We start from the raw sequence: 20,423 nt of genomic DNA, 5'->3' as shown, positions 1-20,423 counted from the left end.
CAGTAATCATGAGTTTTCGCTCCATAAGTATCAGACTATAGCCCCAGAATAAAATGTGCTATGGTTGATTTTTGAACTTGTCATTTATCCTCAACAGTATAAACGTCAGAAACTAAAGTTATAAATGGTGCGCATATGGATTTGTACAGATATACGGAAAACTTATCGCTATTTATTGATATTGCCAGAAATGGTTCATTTTCTTCTGTTGCACGCAGGCACGGGGTGAACCCATCCTCGATCATGCGAAAAATAAACAGGCTTGAAGATGTAATGGGGATAAAGTTATTTATCCGTTCGCCCCGTGGTCTAATGCTTACCGATGCCGGAGAGGCCTTATATCTTCGATCAATAAAAATTCTTGATGCTCTCAGTGATATGTATAGTGAAATTGGCTCAATGAATACAGGGCTGAAAGGAATTTTACGTGTTAGCTGTTTGCCTACCTTCGCCAAACTTCATATATTCCCATGGCTAGCTGAGTTCAAGAAAAATTTCCCTGATATTGATCTTGCGCTGGATTTGACTGAACGGTTGACCAATCCTTCGATCGAACGGCTTGATGCCGTCATCAGAATTGGTCCCCTAAAAGACAGCGCACTGTATGCCACGCATATTGCAGACCAGTATTGGATCGCATGTGCAAGCCCGTTTTATCTGCAGAACCATGGTCATCCAAGCGGGCTTGATGAACTTGAAGGGCATCATCTGCTAGATAAATTTCAGGATCCCTATTCGATATGTTGGCGGAGAGTGATCTATCAGGATCCCGCAAGGAAGCACCATATCTATCTACGCTGCAATGATTTTGACGCACTGCGCATTTCGGCTGTCCATGGATTAGGTATTGCATTCCTGCCTAACTGGGTGGTCGGTACTGATATTAACGCAGGACGACTCGTGAAAGTCTTTGATGATCCTCAACGGCAGACTCAGGAAATCCACCTTCTACGTGCCGAACCAAAAATTTCCCCTAGGTTGACAGTGTTTCTTCAGGCGCTACATAAACACTTGGCCAACGAATTGGGGAAACCTTAGGAATAATTCTCATATTATAACGAAGGGGGAGATGGTCGCCGGAACAAAGACAGCATCCCTTTGAAGTTGAAGAACATGACGATCAGGGAGGTGATAACGCCAAGCAACGCAATGCCAAACCATCCAAATCGCAGGCTTAGCTCTGCGCCTATACGTGTGCCAAAGGCTCCGCCGAGAAAGTAGCAAAACATAAAAACAGTATTGAGCCGACTGCGGGCGGCTTCCGACAATGCCAGTGCGCGTAACTGATTGCCAACTAGGCCTGCCCGTCCCCCAACATCTAGAAAAATGACGCTGATGATGAGTGCGGTCAAATAGTGTCCTGACATTGCCAAGAGTAAAAAACCGACTATAGCGCAGAGGCTGCCTAAAAAAACAATCGCCTGTGGTGTATATCTGTCCGCCAAATTACCGATGATCGGTGTCATCAGGATCCCTGCGATTCCAGCAAAACCGAAAGCTCCAACAATATCACTACCGAAATGATAAGGAGGACGAGACAGAAGCAAAGCCAAAGCCCCCCATAATGCACTGAAAGAGCCAAACATTAAGGCTCCAGACAGACAGGCTTTGCGTAACTCGCTCTCTTGCCGGAAATAGGTTAAAAGCGATACGATTAACTGCCGGTAAGGCATCGGATTTTTTGATGGGCAGTTATGAGGCAGTAAGCGATAGATTATCGCGATCATTATCGCATTGATGGCCGCTGCTATGATGTACATAGCACGCCATCCCCAGTGCTCACCAATAACGCCTGAAAGGATACGAGCAAACAGCACTCCGGCCATCAGTCCACCCATCACTATTCCGACAGCCCGCCCCCGTTGTTCCGAGGGTGCCAACAAAGTCGCCATTGGAATAATTATTTGTGCACCTACTGCGGTCATACCAATGGCGATATGACTTATCAGTAGTTGTGCAATATCTTGAGCCATAGCAGCGAACAGTGAAGCAGCGGCATTAATCCCCAGTAAAATACCCAGTAGCCTTCGCCGCACAACGCGATCGCCCAAGGGGACAAAAAAGACCAATCCTGCAGCGTAAGACAACTGAACAACCATCGCAATTGAGCCTACCGTCTTGGCATCAGCGCTGAATTCCCTGGAAAATAACTCCAGTAACGGTTGGTTATAATAAATATTCGCCACAGACAGGGCACACAAACAGGCTAACGAAAAGTAAACCCTTGTATCTATCATAGTAAACTCACCATTGTCATTAACTGTTTCAGTAGAATTAAAATGAATCAAAAAATAATAAACACCCTGCTTTCATTTTATTTACTGGTGACAATAGTGGAATACCATTAAATCAGATAATGGCTTTGCAGGTATCGCAAAGCTCATGCAAGAAAATAAGAGATTTATCCAAAGTCTGAAATCCGTTTGCCAGTTGGAGACGGCACCGATCCCGATATCCACCAGTGCCAAATCCCCGACCGGACAATTCAGTTAAGCCCACAACCCACGGCATGTCAGGGCTGATACGGCAGCACCACCCGGTAGCTCTCCTCGATCAGGTCTACAATCTCGGTACGTGGCCCCTCCAACCAGGCTTGGCTGCGGTAGAAATCCTGCAATACCTGTTCCATTTCCGCCATACCGTCAAACTGCCGCAACAGATAATAGGCATCGGGATCGTGAAGTGAAATACCGTACTCCAGCACGGTGATCCCTGCGGCCTTATGCAGCGGCACGCTATCATGCTGCATGAGGTGGTGAAAACGCCTGCCACTGCCCGCTTGTAAACGATATTGCAAAATCTCGACTACCTTGCTCATGCTACGTCCTTGTTATCTAGTTACGGCAACTTCGCGTTGCTGTGCTGTTTTACGCGCATAGCGCTGTGCCAGTACTGCACATACCATCAACTGTACCTGATGGAAAATCATCAAGGGTAATACCATCGCCCCAACGGCGGCAGCAGGAAATAGCACGTTGGCCATCGGAATGCCGTTGGCCAGGCTCTTTTTCGAACCACAAAACACGATAGTGATCTCATCGGCGGTATCAAAGCCCAGCCAACGTGCGGCATAGGTGTTGATAATCAGTACCACAGCCAACAGCACCAGCGACATCACCAGGATCGTCAGCAGCGACCAACCGTCAATGGTGTGCCAAATCCCCTCAACCACCGCCGCGCTGAACGCGGTATAGACCACCAGCAGGATCGAGGAGCGGTCGGTGAGGTTAATCAGTTTGCGATGGCGATCGATCCATTTGCCAATCAGCGGGCGCGCCAGATGGCCAATAACAAACGGCACCATCAGTTGCAGAATAATAGAGCCAATGGCATGCAGTACGTCAGTATTGCCTCCTTGCGTATGCATCAATGCCCCCACCAGCAGCGGAGACAGGAATACCCCAAGAATGCTGGATGCCGAAGCGCTGCAGATCGCCGCCGCCACGTTTCCTCCTGCTGCGGAGGTGAAGGCGATTGCCGATTGAACCGTGGCAGGCAAAGCACACAGATAGAGGAAACCCAGATAAACGGTAGGCGTCATTAAGCCCGGCACCAGCAGGTTCATCGACAACCCTAACAAGGGGAAGAGCGCAAAGGTACTGAGAAACACCACCAGGTGCAGCTTCCAGTGGCTCATGCCGGCAACGATCGCCTCACGGGAGAGTTTCGCCCCGTGCATGAAGAACAACAAGGCTATCGCGGCGGTAGTTAAATGTTCGAAGAAAGTCTGCCAAATCCCTTCACAGGGTAGCAATGAGGCCAACAGCACCACCATCAGCAGTACCAGTAAAAACTTGTCGATACGTAGACGTTGTAACCAGGACATCCTGCAAAATTCCTTGCTATTTAATACGTAAAAAGGGTTCAGAAGCGCTCTGAACCCTACTGTTGTTATTGATATTAGCTGAGCGGTAGCGCTTTTTGCTGTTTAGCCGACTCAATGCCCAGCTCGATCATTTCCATAACCTGTATCGCCTCGCTGGCCGGAACTGGGTTGGTACCGGCACCGGAAATTGCGTCACGAATGGCGGCGTAATAGGCCGGATAATTGCCCGGAATGGTCAACAGCGGCTGTTCCGCCAGCATACCGTCACGTGACAACGTCACCACTCCGTCGCGCATGTCGTAACCCCAGTCGGCCTGCGGCAAACGCTCACCGGCTTTCAGGCGGTCTTCCTGGGGATCCTGACCATACTTGATAAAGCTGCCCTGTGTACCGTGCACAATGTAACGGGCGGTTTCTGCCGCTGCCAGTACCGTGCCATGCAGCACCACACGCCGATGGCCGTAATTAAGCACCGCATGGAAGTAATCTACCGATTGTGAACCCGGGCGTAGCTCGCCGAGATCGACAAAAAGCGTTTGTGGCTTGCCAAACAGCTGCAACGCCTGGTCGATCAGATGCGGCCCCAGATCGTACCAAATACCGCTGCCAGCCCCACCTTGCTCACGCCAGCGCTGGCGGACTTCCGGGCGGAAACGATCGAAATGGGATTCAAAATAGACCACTTCTCCTAACGCGCCGTCTTTTAGCAAGGCTTTTAAGGTCAGGAAATCGCTGTCCCAGCGGCGGTTGTGAAACACTGAAAGCAGTTGTCCACTCTGCGCTGCCTGCTGTTGTAGCTGCTGCGCCTGTGACAATGTCACGGTAAACGGTTTATCCACCACCACATTTTTGCCCGCCGCCATCGCCTGTTGTGCCAGCGGGAAATGGGTATCGTTCGGGGTTGGAATGACAATCAGGTCAATCGAGGGATCGTTAAACAGCGCCTGCGGGTCGCTGACCACCGTCATCATCGGCCAGTCAGCGTGGACTTTACCGGCGTCGCTGCTGGAAACGGCGGCCAACTCCATGCCAGGGGTTCCTGCGATCAGCGGAGCATGAAAGGTCTTGCTGGCGTAACCATAGCCCACCAGGCCAACGCGGATTGTTTCAGACATCTTGTTTCCTCATACAGGGCGATATACGCATCAATTCCAGGCAGTTGAAATGCTACGTCCGTGTAAGTTGGGGCAAGAAAGCCACCCCTGAGTGTTGCCGCTAGAAAAAATGAAGTAGGGATTGATGCGATTTGACACCATCATGCGGACTGGAACAAGAGCTAAATGCAAATCGATAATAAACTGGCAATACAACAAAGCGGGCGCTGCACGCGGCGCCCCCAACAACGATCGTATCCGTTGGCCGATTAACGGGATGCGGCAATCAGTGGCCGATCCCGGGAATGGTTCACCGGGTAGTTGATCTCCAGGCTACGGCGGCGAAAATCGCTGGGGCTGACGCCAACTCGCTTACGAAACACCCGGGAAAAATAGAGTTGATCGTCATAGCCAACCACCCGGCCAATGGTGGCAATCGATTCCTGGGTAGTTTGCAGCAGCAATTTGGCGCGGATCACTCGCTGATCTTCACGCCAGCGCAAGATATTTATCCCGACCTGGTCACGGAACAGATGTGCCAGCCGCGATGGCGAAAGACAAACGTGGCGGGCCACTTCATCGATACGCAGCTCCCCTGCCAGATTGCCGGTAATGAACTGGCAAGCCTCAATCACCCGTGGGTCCATAATCTTCTGTGGGCTGAGGGGATCCTCCTCCATCGCGCGCAGCAACAGCCGTTCCAGCAGGTTCATGCCAATTTCTTCGGCAAAACGGCGGCCGGAACGTTGTGTCTGCTCAATGTTGGCAAACAGCCGGTCAAACTCGGTCAGTAACTGGTTGTTGGGCAACGTCAGACGACCCACCTGATGCGCCTTGCTGTGCCATTCCAGCCAGTCGGCCCAATAGGCCCGCGGGCGGAAATACACCCAACGGTGATACCAGCAGTCACTATCCGGTGATCGGCCATAGTTATGCGCCGCCTTGGGAGGAAACAGCAGGAGATCGCCGGGGTTACAGTAAAACGTCTCCTCACCGTCAAACACCTTGCCTTGGCCTTTTATGGTCAGATTGAGGATGTAGCCCTTCATGCCGCCGGGGCGGTCGATAAAGAAATCCAGCGGCCCATCTGCCATAATCGGCGTCAGCCCGGCAACCAGGTAGGCGTTAAAGGTGTAACCCGGCAACAGCGGGTTCGGTTGGGGTTCCTGAACCATGCGATGATACATCTGGCCTCCGAATGTGTCGTTTCTTTATCCCAAAACTTGGCAAGATGAGTGGTCTGCTTCCCTCACCCTAACCCTCTCCCACAGGGAGAGGGAACCGATCGAGTTCGTTGATTTTTCTGCGTAATACCTGCCTTTCCTCTTGCTACCTACTTACCGAAGCTGCACGGGCCAACCACGCGCTCCGTGCAGCTCCCTCTCCTTTGGGGAGAGGGGAAAATAGAGATTGCTGAATAAACGACAAAACACTATCCACCTATAGCAAGTTTATCCATTCGGCAAAATGCTGCTCATAGCAATCGCAAAATTGTGATGGGTCTTCACGCCCTGCTCTTCGCCTGTTGCTTGTAGCGGTCAAAAATTACCGCAGCCAGCAAGATCACGCCGCGCACCACATACTGCGAGAACGGCGAGATGTTCAGCAGGTTCATGGCGTTCTCCACCGTGCCCAGGATCAGGATCCCGGCGATAACGTAGGAAATTTTGCCAATCCCCCCTTTGAGCGAAACGCCACCCAGCACGCAGGCGGAAATCACGATCAACTCATAGCCGATGGAGGTCATCGGCTGGCCGCTGGTCATACGCGAAGCCAAAATGATGCCCGCAGCGGCAGATACCAGCCCGGAAAGCACAAAGATGATGATCTTGGTACGCACTACCGGCACCCCGGCCAACCGAGCCGCCTCCTCGTTGCCGCCGATAGCCAGAGTATTGCGGCCAAAGGTGGTTTTATTGAGCAGGAAACCAAACAGGATCAGGCAGCCAATGGTGATCCAAATCGGTGCAGGCAGCCCCCACCAGTTGGCATAGCCGAGCGCAAAGAAACGCTCATCTTCGATCCCCACCGCTTTCCCATCGGAAATGATATAGGCCAGGCCGCGGAAGATCTGCATGGTGGCCAACGTGGTGATCAGCGCGTTAATCTTCAGCCGGGCGATCACAAAACCATTGATCAGCCCAGAGAGCACACCTAACAGCAAACCTGCAGCCACGCCGATCCACAGGCTCTCGGTCATGTTGATCACCACTGCCGCGGTGACACCCGCACAGGCAATAACCGACGCCACCGACAGGTCAAAATCACCCGAGGCCAGGCAGAACAGCATGCCGCACGCCACCATCCCGGACATAGAGATCGCCAGCCCCAGGCCTTTCATATTGATAAAACTGCCAAAATTCGGCACAAACGCCACGCAGGCGACAAACAGCACGGCGAATACCACCAGCATGCCATAGCTGTCCCAGATACGCGCCAACCCAAGGCCACCGCGGTTTTTCACAGAATTGGTTGTCATGCTCGACATCTCTTGCTCCTTCGCAATCAGGCCATCGCCGCTGCAATATCGGGGGTACGTAACATCGCCAGGCTGAGGGCTTTTTCCTCAGTGGCCTCGCTATGGGTCAACTCGCCAGAGATCGCCCCTTCACGCATCACGATGATGCGATCCGCCAGCCCCAGTACTTCGGGCAAATCGCTGGAGGCGAACAGCACCGCAATGCCCTGCTGCGCCAGCTGATAAATCACGTGGTAGATTTCGTGTTTTGCGCCAACGTCGATACCGCGTGTCGGCTCATCCAGCAGGATCACCTTCATCTCTTCCGACAGCCAGCGGCCCAGGATCGCCTTCTGTTGATTGCCACCGGAGAGGTTCATGATCAGCTGTTCGGCGGTGGGGGTTTTGATATTCAGCGCGCGGATGTGGTGATCGGCATTGCTGGTTTCCCAGGCGTTATCAATCAGGCAGCCCGCCTTGATGCTTTTGCGGCGTGCGCTGATGTTGATATTGTCGCGTACCGAGTGCACAGGAATGATGCCGTCGGCCTTACGATCTTCCGGGCACAGCATTACGCCTGCACGGATAGCATCGATCGGTGAACGGACATCAAGCCGCTTGCCATCGAGCATCAATTGGCCCGCAGTGACCCGCGTAGCGCCAAAAATCCCTTTCATCAATTCGCTGCGCCCTGCACCCACCAGACCAAACAGGCCAACAATTTCTCCAGCGCGTACGTTAAGGCTGATAGGCGTTTTCACACCAACGGCCTGCAGTTCGGTCAGTTGCAACCGCAGTTCTCCCAGCTCTCGTGGCTGATAGCCATAAACATCGCCAAGATCGCGGCCCACCATCGCCTGCACCAGCACTTCATTGTTTACCTGTTGCATATCGTCGAAGGTGCGCACATAGCGGCCATCCTTAAACACGGTGATGGCGTCACTCAGCGCAAAGATTTCCTCCATCCGGTGTGAGACATACAGGATCACTCGCCCTTCGGCCCGCAGCTCGCGGATCACCCGGAACAGCTGCTCAATTTCACGTGCCGACAACGAACTGGTCGGCTCATCAAACGCAATCACTTTGGCGTTACGCGCCAGAGCCTTGGCAATCTCCACCATCTGCCACTGGCCAATCGACAGGTACTTCAACGGAGTATCCGGATCGATGTCCAAACCGAGGTGTTCCAGCTGTAAGCGGGATTCATAACGCAGCAGTTTGCGATCCACCAGGCCATGTTTGGTCGGCAACTGGCCCAGGTAGATGTTCTCTGCCACTGTCATTTCCGGTACCAGATGCAGTTCCTGGTAAATAATCGCCACCCCGGCGTTCAGCGCGTCGGTGGTATTGGCAAACTGTACGGCTTGCCCCTGGAGGTGGATCTCCCCTTTGCTTGGGGCGTAATTGCCGCTGAGAATTTTCAGCAGCGTCGATTTCCCGGCGCCGTTTTCCCCCATCAGGGCGTGGATCTGCCCGGCCTGACAGCTGAAACTGATATCATCCAGCGCTTTGACGCCAGGGAAGCTTTTACCGATGCCTTTAAAAGCCAGATAGGGCGTGACGGCAGTCATAGTGCTTTCCTCAATGCTGTGCGATAAATGGCCGCCCGCTTGGTACAGGCGGCACGCTCCTTACATCAGGCCTTTTTTCTGCAGTTCCACCTGGAAGTTGTCGCGGGTGATCAGCACCACGTCGGTCACTTCGGTGAATTTCTCTGGTTCCACGCCTTTCTCTACCCAGTCATGCAGCATCTGAATGCTCTTGTAGCCATGAATATCCGGGCTTGGCAGCAGTGAACCGTAGAAGCCGGTTGCCTGTTTCTTGGAAAGCTCGCTTACCGCGTCAACGCCGTTGATACCAATGCCGATCACGTTAGGCGCTTTAAAGCCCTGACCTTCGGTGGCACGCACGCCGCCCAGCACGGTATTGTCGTTCATCCCGACGATCAGCCAGTTTTTCACTTCAGGATGCTGCACCAGCATCGAGTTGGCGGCATCAAACGCCCCTGGGATATCGTTGGATTTGGTTGGTACCTTGTAGATCTGCTGTTCTGGGAAACCCGCAGTTTTCAATGCATCCATCGAGCCACCGGTACGGCGGCGTGCCGTGTCCAGTTCATCGGAGGTGATCGCCATTACGCCGGTCTCTGCCACTTTCCAGCCACGCTTGTTCATCTCTTTCCACAGCTCGGCACCTTGGCGCTCACCTATCTTGGTGGCCGCCATCATCACTAGCGGCACGCTCTCCATCGGCTTGCCTTTGGCATTAACAAACTGGTCGTCAACCGCGATCACTTTCAGATCGTAGCTGCGTGCCTTGGCGACAATCGCCGAGCCGAGTTTTGGGTCTGGGGTGCAGATAACAAATCCCTTGGCCCCGCTGGCCGCCAGGCTGTCGATGGCATTGAGGGTTTTCTCGCCGTCCGGCACGGCAATCTTGATCACTTCAAACCCCAGGTCTTTACCCGCTTTGTCAGCAAATTTCCATTCGGTCTGGAACCAGGGCTCTTCTGGCTGTTTAACCAAAAAACCCAGTTTCATGGTCTCTGCGATAGCTGAATGTGACATAACCGCCGTCAGACCGATCACTGCCAACGCCTTAGTGAATTTATGCATGGTACTCTCCGCTGTTTTGCTTTCATCGGCAGAAAAATCGGGCCGCCGTGAAAACGTTATCATTATGAGATCCTGTCACGGCAATGGCCTTGTATCTCGCTTCTTGCCGTCGACTCAGGTAAGACGCAAACAGTTTTAGCCGGTATTTGTTAGTTAAATGTAGAGCGCTATCACATCCCGAGATAACAGCAGATATGTGCATACATTTAGCAAATTTAACCAAGTGATAACTTTTGACCCCCATCACAAAATCACTGTAGCAAGCAGAAAAGTGCATACTTCCAGCCAATGCTTCCTCACCTGCCTCCCCGTCCCGCTCCTATCGTTAACCTCAACCTAACAAGTAAGGAGTCCGCATCATGACGGCAGGTGCTATTGCCCTGGGATTAGACTTCGGCAGCGATTCAGTGCGGGTGCTGGCTGTCGACTGTCAAAACGGTAACGAACTGGATACCGAGGTGGTCTACTACCCTCGCTGGCAGCGTGGTGATTTCTGTAATGCCGCGCAGAACCAGTTCCGCCACCATCCACTCGACTATATCGAAGCCATGGAGCAAGCCATCGTCGCCGTGGTGCAGCGCATGAGCCAGGAACAGCGGCAGAGCGTGGTCGGGATTGGGGTTGATTCCACCGGCTCCACTCCCGCCCCGATTGATGAATATGGCGACGTGTTGGCGTTGCGGCCAGAGTTTGCCAGCAATCCCAATGCCATGTTTGTGTTGTGGAAAGACCACACCGCCATCGAGGAGGCGGAGGAAATTAACCAGCTTTGTCGCCGTGGTGATTTCCCCGATTATTCGCGCTATATCGGCGGCGTTTATTCCTCTGAGTGGTTCTGGGCCAAAATCTTGCACGTTTCACGCCAGGACGAGGCGGTACGCCACGCAGCCGCCTCTTGGGTTGAGCTATGCGACTGGGTACCGGCACTGCTTTCTGGCACTACTGCACCGGATCGGTTAAAGCGCGGACGTTGCAGCGTTGGGCATAAAACGCTGTGGCATCCGGATTGGGACGGTTTGCCACCGAAAGCCTTCTTTGCGGCCTTGGATCCGATGCTGGTGGAAGATTTGCCCTATCCACTGTTCAACGGATCCTACACTGCCGATTTGCCGGTAGGGACACTGAGCAAAGAGTGGGCCACACGGCTTGGGCTATCAGAAAGCGTGGTGCTGTCCGGTGGCGCCTTTGACTGTCATATGGGGGCAGTGGGAGCCGGTGCGCAGCCTTATACGCTGGTGAAGGTGATTGGCACGTCGACCTGCGACATTCTGATCGCCGATCGTGAGCGCGTGGGCGATCGTGCCATCAGCGGTATCTGCGGCCAGGTGGACGGCAGCGTGGTGCCGCAAACCATCGGGATGGAGGCCGGGCAATCCGCTTTTGGCGATATGTACGCCTGGTTCAGCCGCCTGCTGAGCTGGCCGCTGCGTGAAGCCGCCAAGACGCAACCGCAACTCCAGACACAGCTGCAACAAATTGAGCATGACATGCTGGCCGCCCTGACCGCCGCCTGGGCCAAAAACCCGTCTCTTGACCATCTGCCAGTGGTATTGGACTGGTTCAATGGCCGCCGCACCCCCTACGCCAACCAACGCCTGAAAGGGGTGATCACCGATCTCAACCTCGGCACCGATGCGCCCACGCTGTTTGGTGGCTTTATCGCCGCAACGGCATTTGGCGCCCGCGCCATCATGGAGTGCTTCGAACAGCAGGACATTCCCGTCGATAACGTGCTGGCTTTGGGCGGTATTGCCCGCAAGTCACCGGTGATTATGCAGGTTTGCGCCGATGTGATGGATCGTCCGCTACAGATTGTCGCCTCCGACCAGTGCTGCGCGTTGGGTGCAGCCATCTTCGCCGCCGTGGCCGCCGGGCATTTCAGCGACGTTCCGCAAGCTCAGCAGCATATGGCTTGCAGTATTGAACGTACTTTGCAGCCCGATCCCGCAAACGTCGCGCGCTACCAACAACTTTATGAACGCTATCAACAGTGGTGCCAGGCCGCAGAGCCTCGCTTTGCCGCAACCACCAAAAATTAATACGCCGGGGCAGCTCCCTCGGCTCAATAAAACCTCTAGATCCAGGAGTTTTTGATGAACATCTTTAAGCAACGTGAAGTGTGGTTCGTGATCGGTAGCCAGCATCTTTATGGCCCCAAAACCCTGCAACAGGTGATGGAAAATGCCGAGCAGGTCGTGAACAGCCTGAACCGTGACGCAGGTTTACCGGTAAAGATGGTGCTGAAACCGCTGGTCACCACGCCGGACGAAATCACCACCGTCTGCCGTGATGCCAACTATCACCAGGACTGTGTCGGCATCATCACCTGGCTGCATACTTTCTCACCGGCCAAAATGTGGATTGCCGGCCTGTCTATCCTCGATAAACCGCTGCTCCAGTTCCATACCCAATTTAATGCCGAGGTTCCATGGGACAGCATGGATATGGACTTTATGAACCTGAACCAGACCGCCCACGGTGGCCGCGAGTTCGGGTTTATCGGTGCCCGTATGCGCCAGCAGCACAGCGTGATTGCAGGCCACTGGCAAGACAAAAATGCCCAGGAGCGAATCGCTCAATGGATGCGTGTTGCCTGCGCCAAACAGGAAAGCCAACAGCTGAAAGTGGCGCGTTTTGGTGACAACATGCGCCAGGTCGCCGTGACCGATGGCGATAAAGTGGCCGCGCAGATCCAGTTTGGTTATTCCGTGGATGCTTATGGCATCGGCGATTTGGTCAGCGTGATCGATGAAGTGAGCAAGGGTGATATCGATGCTCTGATCGAAGAGTACGAAGCCAGCTATGAGCTGAGCGACGTAGCAAAAGTTAACGGGGCCAAACGGCAGAACCTGATTGATGCAGCCGCCATCGAACTGGGCATGAAACGTTTCCTCGAACAGGGCAAGTTCCACGCCTTCACCACCAACTTTGAAACGCTGCATGGCATGAAGCAGTTGCCAGGTTTAGCGGTACAGCGTCTGATGCAGCAAGGCTACGGCTTTGCCGGTGAGGGTGATTGGAAAACCGCGGCCCTGCTGCGCATTATGAAAGTGATGGGCAGCGGCTTAAACGGCGGCACCTCGTTTATGGAGGATTACACCTATAACTTCCAGCCGGGCAACGATCTGGTGGTGGGATCCCATATGCTGGAAGTCTGCCCTTCCATTGCCAAAGAACAGAAACCACTGCTGGATATTCAATATCTGGGCATCGGTGGCAAGGCCGATCCGGCCCGCCTGATCTTCTCTACCCCGGCAGGGCCAGCGGTGAATGCCAGCCTGATCGATATGGGCGATCGTTTCCGCCTGCTGGTCAATCAGGTTGATACTATTGAGCAGCCTAAACCATTACCTAAGCTGCCGGTGGCTAGGGCGATCTGGCGCGCTCAACCTTCCCTGGCTACGGCGGCGGAAGCCTGGATCCTGGCAGGTGGCGCACACCACACGGTGTTCTCGCAGTCACTAAATGCCGACTACCTGCGCCTGTATGCCGAGATGCACAACATCGAATTCCTGCTGATCGACAACGACACCACCCTGCCAGCGTTCAAGAACGAAATCCGCTGGAATGAAACCTACTACCAAATCAACCGTCGCTAAACGCTCCCGCAAAAACTGCAACCGGTTTCAGAAACCGGTTGCAAACTCATTTCAACTCGACCTAAACTAGACTCAATATTTAACGTATAGAGAGAATAGTTATGTCTGCTTTCCCGAAAGAGTTCCTCTGGGGCGCGGCTAGCGCGGCGTATCAGGTTGAAGGCGCACACGATGCCGACGGCAAAGGCCCATCCATCTGGGATACCTTCTCCCACCTGCCAGGTACCACTTACCAAGGCACTAACGGCGACGTTGCCGTCGATCACTATCACCGCTTCCGTGAGGACGTGGCGCTGATGGCCGAAATGGGGATGCAGAGCTACCGGTTCTCAATCTCCTGGCCGCGCCTACTGCCACAGGGCCGGGGCACCATCAATGAGGCCGGGGTCAAATTCTACAGCGATCTGATTGATGCCCTGTTGGAACACAACATTGAGCCGATGATCACCCTGTACCACTGGGATCTGCCGCAGGCATTGCAAGATGAAGGCGGTTGGGAAGCACGTAGCACTGCGGAGGCTTTTGAAGAGTATGCCCGCCTGTGTTACCAGCGTTACGGCGATCGCGTCAAACTGTGGTCTACCTTCAATGAGACCGTGTGCTTTATCGGCTTCGGTTACATCACCGGCGGCCACCCACCAGGCGTACAGAACCCGGCGCGTGCGATCCAGGCCTGCCACCACGTCTTTGTGGCCCACGCTAAAGCGGTAGCCGCATTCCGCACCAGCGGCATTGCCGGCCAAATCGGCTTCGTTAACGTGTTGCAAACCCATACCCCGCTCAGCCAGTCAGCGGAAGATCTGGCGGCCTATCAGTTAGCCGAAGGGATCTTTACCCACTGGCTGTACGATCCTGTGCTGAAAGGGGAATATCCGGCTGAACTGCTAGAACAGACTCAGGCGCTGTGGGGCGTGCCGCAATTCGCCCCTGGTGATGAGCAACTGCTGCGTGACAATATCTGTGACTTTATTGGCCTGAACTATTACAAACGTGAAACCATCGCGGCCAATAATCAAGAGTCACATCTGACCATCAACACCACCGGTGAGAAAGGCAGCGGCCACCAGCAGGGTAACGAATTCGGCTTTAAGGGGCTGTTCAAGTTCGTCCGCAACCCGAACGGCGTGTATACCGATTGGGACTGGGAGATTTATCCGCAGGGCCTCACCGAAGGCATCATGAATATCAAGGCGCGTTACGGCGATATTCCGATCTACATTACCGAGAACGGTCTGGGTGCCAAAGACCCGATTATCGACGGTGAGGTGGTTGATGACGATCGCATCGACTATCTGCGCCAGCACATTGGTGCCATTGAAGACGCCATCAAACAGGGTGCCGACGTACGCGGTTATTATCCATGGTCGTTTATCGATCTGCTGAGCTGGCTCAACGGTTTCCAGAAACAGTACGGCTTTATCTACGTTGACCACAACAAGGATCTGGCACGCCAGCGTAAGAAAAGCTTCTTCTGGTACCAAAAGCTGATCGCCAGCAACGGTGCGGAACGTTAATCACATTCCCATTGTTACTGGACATAATACTGCAACACCCGAGCTTGAGGCAGGTGGGAGTCATTGCAGGTTAGCCGACCGTTGAGCGCAGGGATGCGCGATACGAGCCTCCAGGGATGGATTCATGGCGTGTCGGCGTTCTGTATGACTCTCACCTGTTGCACCATTACCTGCAGCGACCCAACCTGACTAACATTTTTATAGGTTAGGCCAACGAAATCGCCTTCTCCTCGCGCAATCGCGCATATTTGAGTAAGCTATGCCGCTTACTTCGTTGGAATACCACTCAGGATCTCGTATGACCCAAGCTGAATATTCGCGCATCGGCGGTTGGCTGCTAGCCCCGATGGCCTATCTGATCGTTACCCTGCTCAGCGCCAGCCTGATGTTGGCCCTGTACGGTATGGCCATTTTTATGCCGGAATCACGCGAGTATCTGAGCACCAATGCTCACGCCTTCTCCACGCAGTGGTATTTATCGGTGCTCACCACGCTGGTAATGTGGTGCTTTACGCTGTACCTGCTGTGGCTGTTCTGCCAGCGTTCACAACGTTTTCCAAAGCTGTTCCTGGTCTGGTTGCTGATCACCGTGCTATTGGCAATCAAGGCGTTCGCCTTTGCCCCCGTGCCCGATGAGCTTGCCGTGCGTAGCCTGCTATGGCCGTTGGTGATGGCCGCACTGCTGGTGCCCTATTTTAAGCGTTCCCAGCGCGTGAAAGGCACCTTCACCGAGAAGTAACCACGGCAAGGCACGATTTGATCGCCCTGCTGTGTAAATTTTCAACAAAACAGGCAAAAAAGCGCAATACCCTTGCGATTAGTATGTTGTCGTTATGCCGCCGATTACCGATAATAGGCGGCTTTTATTTTTTTAGGCATTGCAATGACCGAATACCTGCTCTTGTTTGTTGGCACCGTACTGGTGAACAACTTTGTCCTGGTGAAATTCCTGGGCCTGTGCCCCTTTATGGGCGTTTCCAAGAAACTGGAAAGTGCCATCGGCATGGGCATGGCGACCACATTCGTGATGACGCTGGCCTCGGTCTGCGCCTGGCTAATCAACAGCTTTATCCTAATCCCGTTGGATCTGGTTTATCTGCGCACGCTGTCCTTTATTCTGGTGATCGCCGTCGTGGTGCAATTCACCGAAATGGTGGTGCGTAAAACCAGCCCGGCGCTGTATCGCCTGTTGGGGATTTTCCTGCCGCTGATCACCACCAACTGCGCCGTGTTAGGCGTGGCGTTGCTCAACGTCAACCTTGGCTACAACTTCCTGCAGTCTGCGGTTTATGGCTTTAGTGCCGCCGCAGGTTTCTCATTGGTGATGGTGCTGTTTGCCGCCATCCGTGAACGCCTGGCGGTCGCCGATGTGCCCGCGCCGTTTCGCGGTTCCTCTATCGCCTTGATCACCGCTGGCCTGATGTCTCTGGCCTTTATGGGCTTTACCGGGCTGGTGAGATTCTAATGACTGCGTTGTGGATTGCGGTGGCGGCATTAAGCGCCTTGGGATTGCTGTTTGGCCTGGTGCTGGGCTTTGCCGCGCGCCGCTTTGAAGTGGAAGAAGATCCGGTTGCCGAACAGATCGACGAAATTCTGCCGCAGAGCCAATGTGGCCAATGCGGGTATCCCGGCTGCCGCCCCTATGCCGAAGCGGTTGCCAATGGCGAGATGATCAACAAATGTGCCCCGGGTGGCGAGCAGGTGATGCTCAAGCTGGCCGAATTACTCAACGTCGAGCCACAGCCGCTGGACGGCGGTGCCGCCGTGGCCGAGCCGGTGCGTAAGGTCGCCTTTATTGACGAAGCCAACTGCATCGGCTGCACCAAGTGCATTCAGGCCTGCCCGGTAGACGCCATCGTGGGTGCCACCCGCGCCATGCACACTGTTATTACCGATCTCTGTACCGGCTGTGATCTGTGTGTTGCGCCCTGCCCAACCGATTGTATTGAAATGAAACCGGTCGCCACCACGACCGCCAGCTGGAAATGGGATATGCAAACCATTCCGGTGCAAGTGATCCCCGTGGAGCAACATGTTTAATCTGTTCGCCGCTTTGAAAAAAGATCGGATTTGGGATTTTGACGGTGGCATTCATCCACCCGAAATGAAGACCCAGTCCAGCGGTGTGCCACTGCGCGTGGCTCCCCTGCCCGACATTTTTATCGTCCCCTTGCAACAGCATCTGGGACCAGAAGGTGAGCTGTGCGTCAAAGCCGGTGACCACGTACTGAAAGGCCAACCGCTGACCTTTGGCCGAGGCCGCACTTTGCCAGTACATGCACCAACCTCAGGCACCATCCGCGCTATTGAACCTCACGTTACCGCCCATCCTTCAGGGCTGGCGGAACTGTGCGTGATTATCGATCCAGACGGTGAAGATCGCTGGTGTGAACTGACGCCGGTCGCCGATTACCGCCAACTGGATGCGGCAGAGCTGATCCAACGCATTCATCAGGCAGGGATTGCCGGACTGGGGGGCGCGGGTTTCCCAACGGCCAGTAAGCTGCAAGGTGGCCGTGAAGAGGTGGAAACTCTGATCCTCAACGCTGCCGAATGCGAGCCCTATATCACCGCCGACGACCGGCTGATGCAGGAACAGGCCGCCCAAATTATCGAAGGCACCCAGATCCTGCGCCACCTGCTACAACCCAAAGTGACGTTGATCGGCATCGAAGATAACAAGCCGGAAGCCATCGCCGCTCTGAAAGTCGCTTTGCGCGGGCAGGATGGCATCGCCCTGCGGGTAATCCCCACCAAATATCCTTCGGGCGGAGCCAAGCAGTTAACCAAAATTCTGACGGGCAAAGAAGTGCCTCACGGCAAGCGTTCGTCCACCATCGGCGTGCTGATGCAGAACGTGGGCACCGCCTTTGCCATCAAGCGGGCGATTGTCGATGGCGAGCCGTTGATTGAACGCGTCGTCACCTTAACCGGTGAGGCCATGAGCCAACCGGGCAACGTCTGGGCGCGCCTCGGCACGCCGGTGCAACACCTGCTGGCCTTTGGCGGCTATCAACCCCAATCCCAACAGATGGTGGTAATGGGTGGCCCGCTGATGGGCTTTACGTTGCCAACGTTAGACGTGCCGATCGTCAAAATCAGCAACTGCTTACTGGCCCCGACGGTTGACGAAATGGCCGTACAAGAACCAGAGCAGTCCTGTATCCGCTGTGGGCTGTGCGTTGATGCCTGCCCTGCCGGGCTGTTGCCGCAGCAGCTTTACTGGTTCAGCCGTGGTGAAGAGCACGAGAAGGCGCGTAAGCACAATCTGTTCGACTGTATCGAATGTGGTGCCTGTGCCTACGTCTGCCCCAGCAATATTCCTCTGGTGCAATATTATCGCCAAGAGAAGGCCGAGATTAACGCGTTGGATCAGGAAGCGGCACGTACCGCCGAAGCCAAGGCACGTTATGAAGCCAAGCTGGCCCGCTTAGAGCGTGAGAAGCTGGCGCGCGAAGAGCGTCATAAAAAGGCCGCGGTGAAACTGACCGACAGCGATCAAGATGCCGTTCAGGCGGCTTTGGCTCGCGTGCGCAGCAAAAACAGTGAGGCTGCTGGCATTGCTATCACCGGCCAGGAGCCGGATAACAGCGCAGCCATAGCTGCCCGCGAAGCGCGTAAGGCACAGGCCAGAGAGCGTAAGCGCGAGCAAGCAAACGAAATGCCTGCGGCGGCAGCGGTGCAAGAGGAAGACCCACGTAAAGCGGCCGTGGCTGCGGCGTTAGCACGCGTCAAAGCCAAGAAAGCGGCGCAGGCGCAAGACGCAGAGAGCGTGGAGGAAACGGTAGCTTCAGAGGATCCTCGTAAGGCTGCAGTAGCGGCAGCATTAGCCCGCGTGAAGGCAAAAAAGGCGGCGCAGCAAGCCGAGCTTTCACCACCGCAAGTAGACGAGGAACCTATCCCTACGGCTGAGCCGGAGGATCAACGCAAGGCTGCCGTTGCTGCCGCGCTGGCTCGAGTCAAAGCCAAAAAAGCGGCGCAGCAAGCAGAGCGTTCTCAACCACTAGTTGACGAGGAACCCATCCCTACGGCTGAACAGGAAGATCCGCGCAAGGCTGCGGTTGCCGCAGCGCTGGCCCGGGTCAAAGCTAAAAAGGCCGCACAACAGCTAGCTACGGTAGATAAAGAGTAAGCGGTATGGGGTCTTGCCAAACGCAAGCCCCCACTTAATCGATAGAAATCAGGTAGGTGTAATTGACATCGATCTGCCGCAGTTTGGCATCCTGGTTCCACGCCTTAGCTTCGATCATCTCCATCTCTACACTTCCGCGTACTTCATTGCGCAGCCCTGGCATCACGTGCGAGATCAGGTAAGAGATAAATTTCACGCACTCTTTGGCCGTCCCCTGATGGGTAATGGCGATGTACTCGCGTGCTGGCAAGCGAATATCTTCAATCTTGTGGCCAGAAAGGATGTCCTTCTTGAATTCCGGCTCCACCGCCATGGTATGCGTGACTGAACACTCGCCTTCGCCGCGCTCATTGGCAGAATGGATGCTGTAAACCTTGTGGCACTCCATATTCAGCCCTTTGAAGAAGTCATTAAAGATTTCCCCCTTCATGGCGATACAGGAAGAAATTGCCATCTCTTGGGCAGTATCAAACTCCATCTCGCGCGTAAAACCGACCAGGTGCGTATCAGGTAACGTCAGCCGTTGTATCTCCGGATAAAAACCTGCCTCATACACGGCTTCGAAGTCGAAGCGCGGCATCAGGCTCTTCACGTCCCATTTATCCATGGTACGGTAGCGGTTTGGCGTAATGCCAAAACGTTGCTTAAACATCCGGGTAAAGGTCTGCTGTGAATCAAACCCCAACTCATCGGAGATATCGATAATCGTACGATTGCTGATACGCAGCGCGACCGCCGCACGGGTAAGGATGCGTGAGCGAATATAGGTGGCGAGCTGGATACCGGTGATTCGCTTGAACTTACGCTGCAGGTGCCACTTGGAGTAGCCGGAGATACGCGCAACTTCATCCAGATTTGGCCGAGTCTCCAGATGAATTTCGACCCATTCAATCAGTTCTTCAATAAATAAAATATCTTCATTAGTCATTATTAATTGTTCGCTACTTCAAAAATGCTCAGGATAGTAACCTACGTTAATTATATGAAAGTTGTTATTCCGTGCGCAAAGCAGTCCAAAAATAGCAGCTCGATCATCAGTATGACAACCCATACTGCACGTTTTACATCCAGCCTGGCTTTTTCTCACCGCAAAAGCTGAATATCCTTATGGTTAGCACGTATTACCCGGCATATGATTGAGGTAGAATGCAGCGCTGTAATTTCCCCCGGTGCCCGCACCGTGAA

Annotated in this window: 17 protein-coding genes; 8 read left to right on the top strand and 9 right to left on the bottom strand. The window is 54.2% G+C overall.

Annotated features, from left to right (window positions below):
• The first annotated feature begins 135 nt into the window (after positions 1-135).
• Positions 136-1,038 carry a LysR family transcriptional regulator gene (locus AC6HVW_RS12155; RefSeq protein WP_071683617.1) on the top strand — a complete coding sequence of 301 codons (903 nt, stop codon included), beginning with the start codon at positions 136-138 and terminating at the stop codon, positions 1,036-1,038.
• Positions 1,039-1,052: 14 nt separating this feature from the next.
• Here the strand turns inward: AC6HVW_RS12155 and AC6HVW_RS12150 are convergent, their stop codons facing one another.
• The 8 genes from AC6HVW_RS12150 to AC6HVW_RS12115 all read right to left on the bottom strand — a co-directional run bounded on the left by AC6HVW_RS12150 (position 1,053) and on the right by AC6HVW_RS12115 (position 9,993).
• The gene (locus tag AC6HVW_RS12150; RefSeq protein ID WP_254698837.1) at positions 1,053-2,288 is read right to left on the bottom strand and encodes an MFS transporter; all 1,236 of its coding nucleotides are present in this window, start codon (positions 2,286-2,288) and stop codon (positions 1,053-1,055) included.
• Positions 2,289-2,512: 224 nt separating this feature from the next.
• On the bottom strand, positions 2,513-2,818 hold the full coding sequence (locus tag AC6HVW_RS12145; protein WP_497569444.1) for an NIPSNAP family protein: 306 nt from the start codon (positions 2,816-2,818) through the stop codon (positions 2,513-2,515).
• Between the two features lie 12 nt (positions 2,819-2,830).
• Positions 2,831-3,826, bottom strand: coding sequence for a bile acid:sodium symporter family protein (locus tag AC6HVW_RS12140; protein ID WP_186486823.1), 996 nt, complete (start codon positions 3,824-3,826; stop codon positions 2,831-2,833).
• Between the two features lie 74 nt (positions 3,827-3,900).
• Positions 3,901-4,941: an oxidoreductase gene (locus AC6HVW_RS12135; RefSeq protein WP_186486824.1), complete on the bottom strand. Its 1,041-nt coding sequence runs from the start codon at positions 4,939-4,941 to the stop codon at positions 3,901-3,903.
• Between the two features lie 248 nt (positions 4,942-5,189).
• Positions 5,190-6,107 (bottom strand): arabinose operon transcriptional regulator AraC, encoded by a 918-nt coding sequence (gene araC / locus AC6HVW_RS12130; protein WP_071683621.1) that lies wholly within the window; start codon positions 6,105-6,107, stop codon positions 5,190-5,192.
• 317 nt (positions 6,108-6,424) lie between these two features.
• Positions 6,425-7,408, bottom strand: coding sequence for an L-arabinose ABC transporter permease AraH (araH, locus tag AC6HVW_RS12125; protein WP_021178049.1), 984 nt, complete (start codon positions 7,406-7,408; stop codon positions 6,425-6,427).
• Between the two features lie 17 nt (positions 7,409-7,425).
• Positions 7,426-8,949: an L-arabinose ABC transporter ATP-binding protein AraG gene (gene araG, locus AC6HVW_RS12120; protein WP_071683622.1), complete on the bottom strand. Its 1,524-nt coding sequence runs from the start codon at positions 8,947-8,949 to the stop codon at positions 7,426-7,428.
• Positions 8,950-9,009: 60 nt separating this feature from the next.
• Positions 9,010-9,993, bottom strand: a complete 984-nt coding sequence (locus tag AC6HVW_RS12115; RefSeq protein ID WP_037374918.1) for an arabinose ABC transporter substrate-binding protein — start codon at positions 9,991-9,993, stop codon at positions 9,010-9,012.
• Positions 9,994-10,352: 359 nt separating this feature from the next.
• Here AC6HVW_RS12115 and AC6HVW_RS12110 point away from each other — a divergent pair, with 359 nt between their 5' ends.
• The 7 genes from AC6HVW_RS12110 to rsxC all read left to right on the top strand — a co-directional run bounded on the left by AC6HVW_RS12110 (position 10,353) and on the right by rsxC (position 19,238).
• Positions 10,353-12,032: a ribulokinase gene (locus AC6HVW_RS12110; protein WP_071683623.1), complete on the top strand. Its 1,680-nt coding sequence runs from the start codon at positions 10,353-10,355 to the stop codon at positions 12,030-12,032.
• A 54-nt stretch (positions 12,033-12,086) separates the two neighbouring features.
• Complete coding sequence (gene araA, locus AC6HVW_RS12105; protein ID WP_065686136.1) at positions 12,087-13,592, top strand: L-arabinose isomerase; 1,506 nt, start codon at positions 12,087-12,089, stop codon at positions 13,590-13,592.
• A 101-nt stretch (positions 13,593-13,693) separates the two neighbouring features.
• The gene (locus AC6HVW_RS12100; protein ID WP_071683624.1) at positions 13,694-15,106 is read left to right on the top strand and encodes a glycoside hydrolase family 1 protein; all 1,413 of its coding nucleotides are present in this window, start codon (positions 13,694-13,696) and stop codon (positions 15,104-15,106) included.
• 298 nt (positions 15,107-15,404) lie between these two features.
• Positions 15,405-15,845 carry a DUF2569 domain-containing protein gene (locus AC6HVW_RS12095; protein WP_071683625.1) on the top strand — a complete coding sequence of 147 codons (441 nt, stop codon included), beginning with the start codon at positions 15,405-15,407 and terminating at the stop codon, positions 15,843-15,845.
• A 144-nt stretch (positions 15,846-15,989) separates the two neighbouring features.
• Positions 15,990-16,571, top strand: a complete 582-nt coding sequence (rsxA, locus tag AC6HVW_RS12090; RefSeq protein WP_021178056.1) for an electron transport complex subunit RsxA — start codon at positions 15,990-15,992, stop codon at positions 16,569-16,571.
• Entirely contained in the window at positions 16,571-17,146 is a 576-nt protein-coding gene (gene rsxB / locus AC6HVW_RS12085; protein WP_021804523.1) for an electron transport complex subunit RsxB, read from the top strand. The genes rsxA and rsxB overlap by 1 nt, the downstream gene beginning before the upstream one ends.
• Positions 17,139-19,238: an electron transport complex subunit RsxC gene (rsxC, locus tag AC6HVW_RS12080; RefSeq protein ID WP_497569443.1), complete on the top strand. Its 2,100-nt coding sequence runs from the start codon at positions 17,139-17,141 to the stop codon at positions 19,236-19,238. Before rsxB ends, rsxC begins: the two co-directional genes overlap by 8 nt.
• A gap of 34 nt (positions 19,239-19,272) precedes the next feature.
• Here rsxC and AC6HVW_RS12075 read toward each other — a convergent pair whose 3' ends face one another.
• A complete protein-coding gene (locus AC6HVW_RS12075) occupies positions 19,273-20,166 on the bottom strand; it encodes a helix-turn-helix domain-containing protein (RefSeq protein WP_071683627.1) in 894 nt (297 codons plus the stop codon).
• Between the last annotated feature and the right edge of the window lie 257 nt (positions 20,167-20,423).

The sequence above is a fragment of the Serratia sp. NCCP-200 genome, assembly GCF_059697885.1.
The sequence above is the reverse complement of the archived record's forward strand: the minus strand, read 5'-3'. Positions and strand labels throughout refer to the sequence as shown.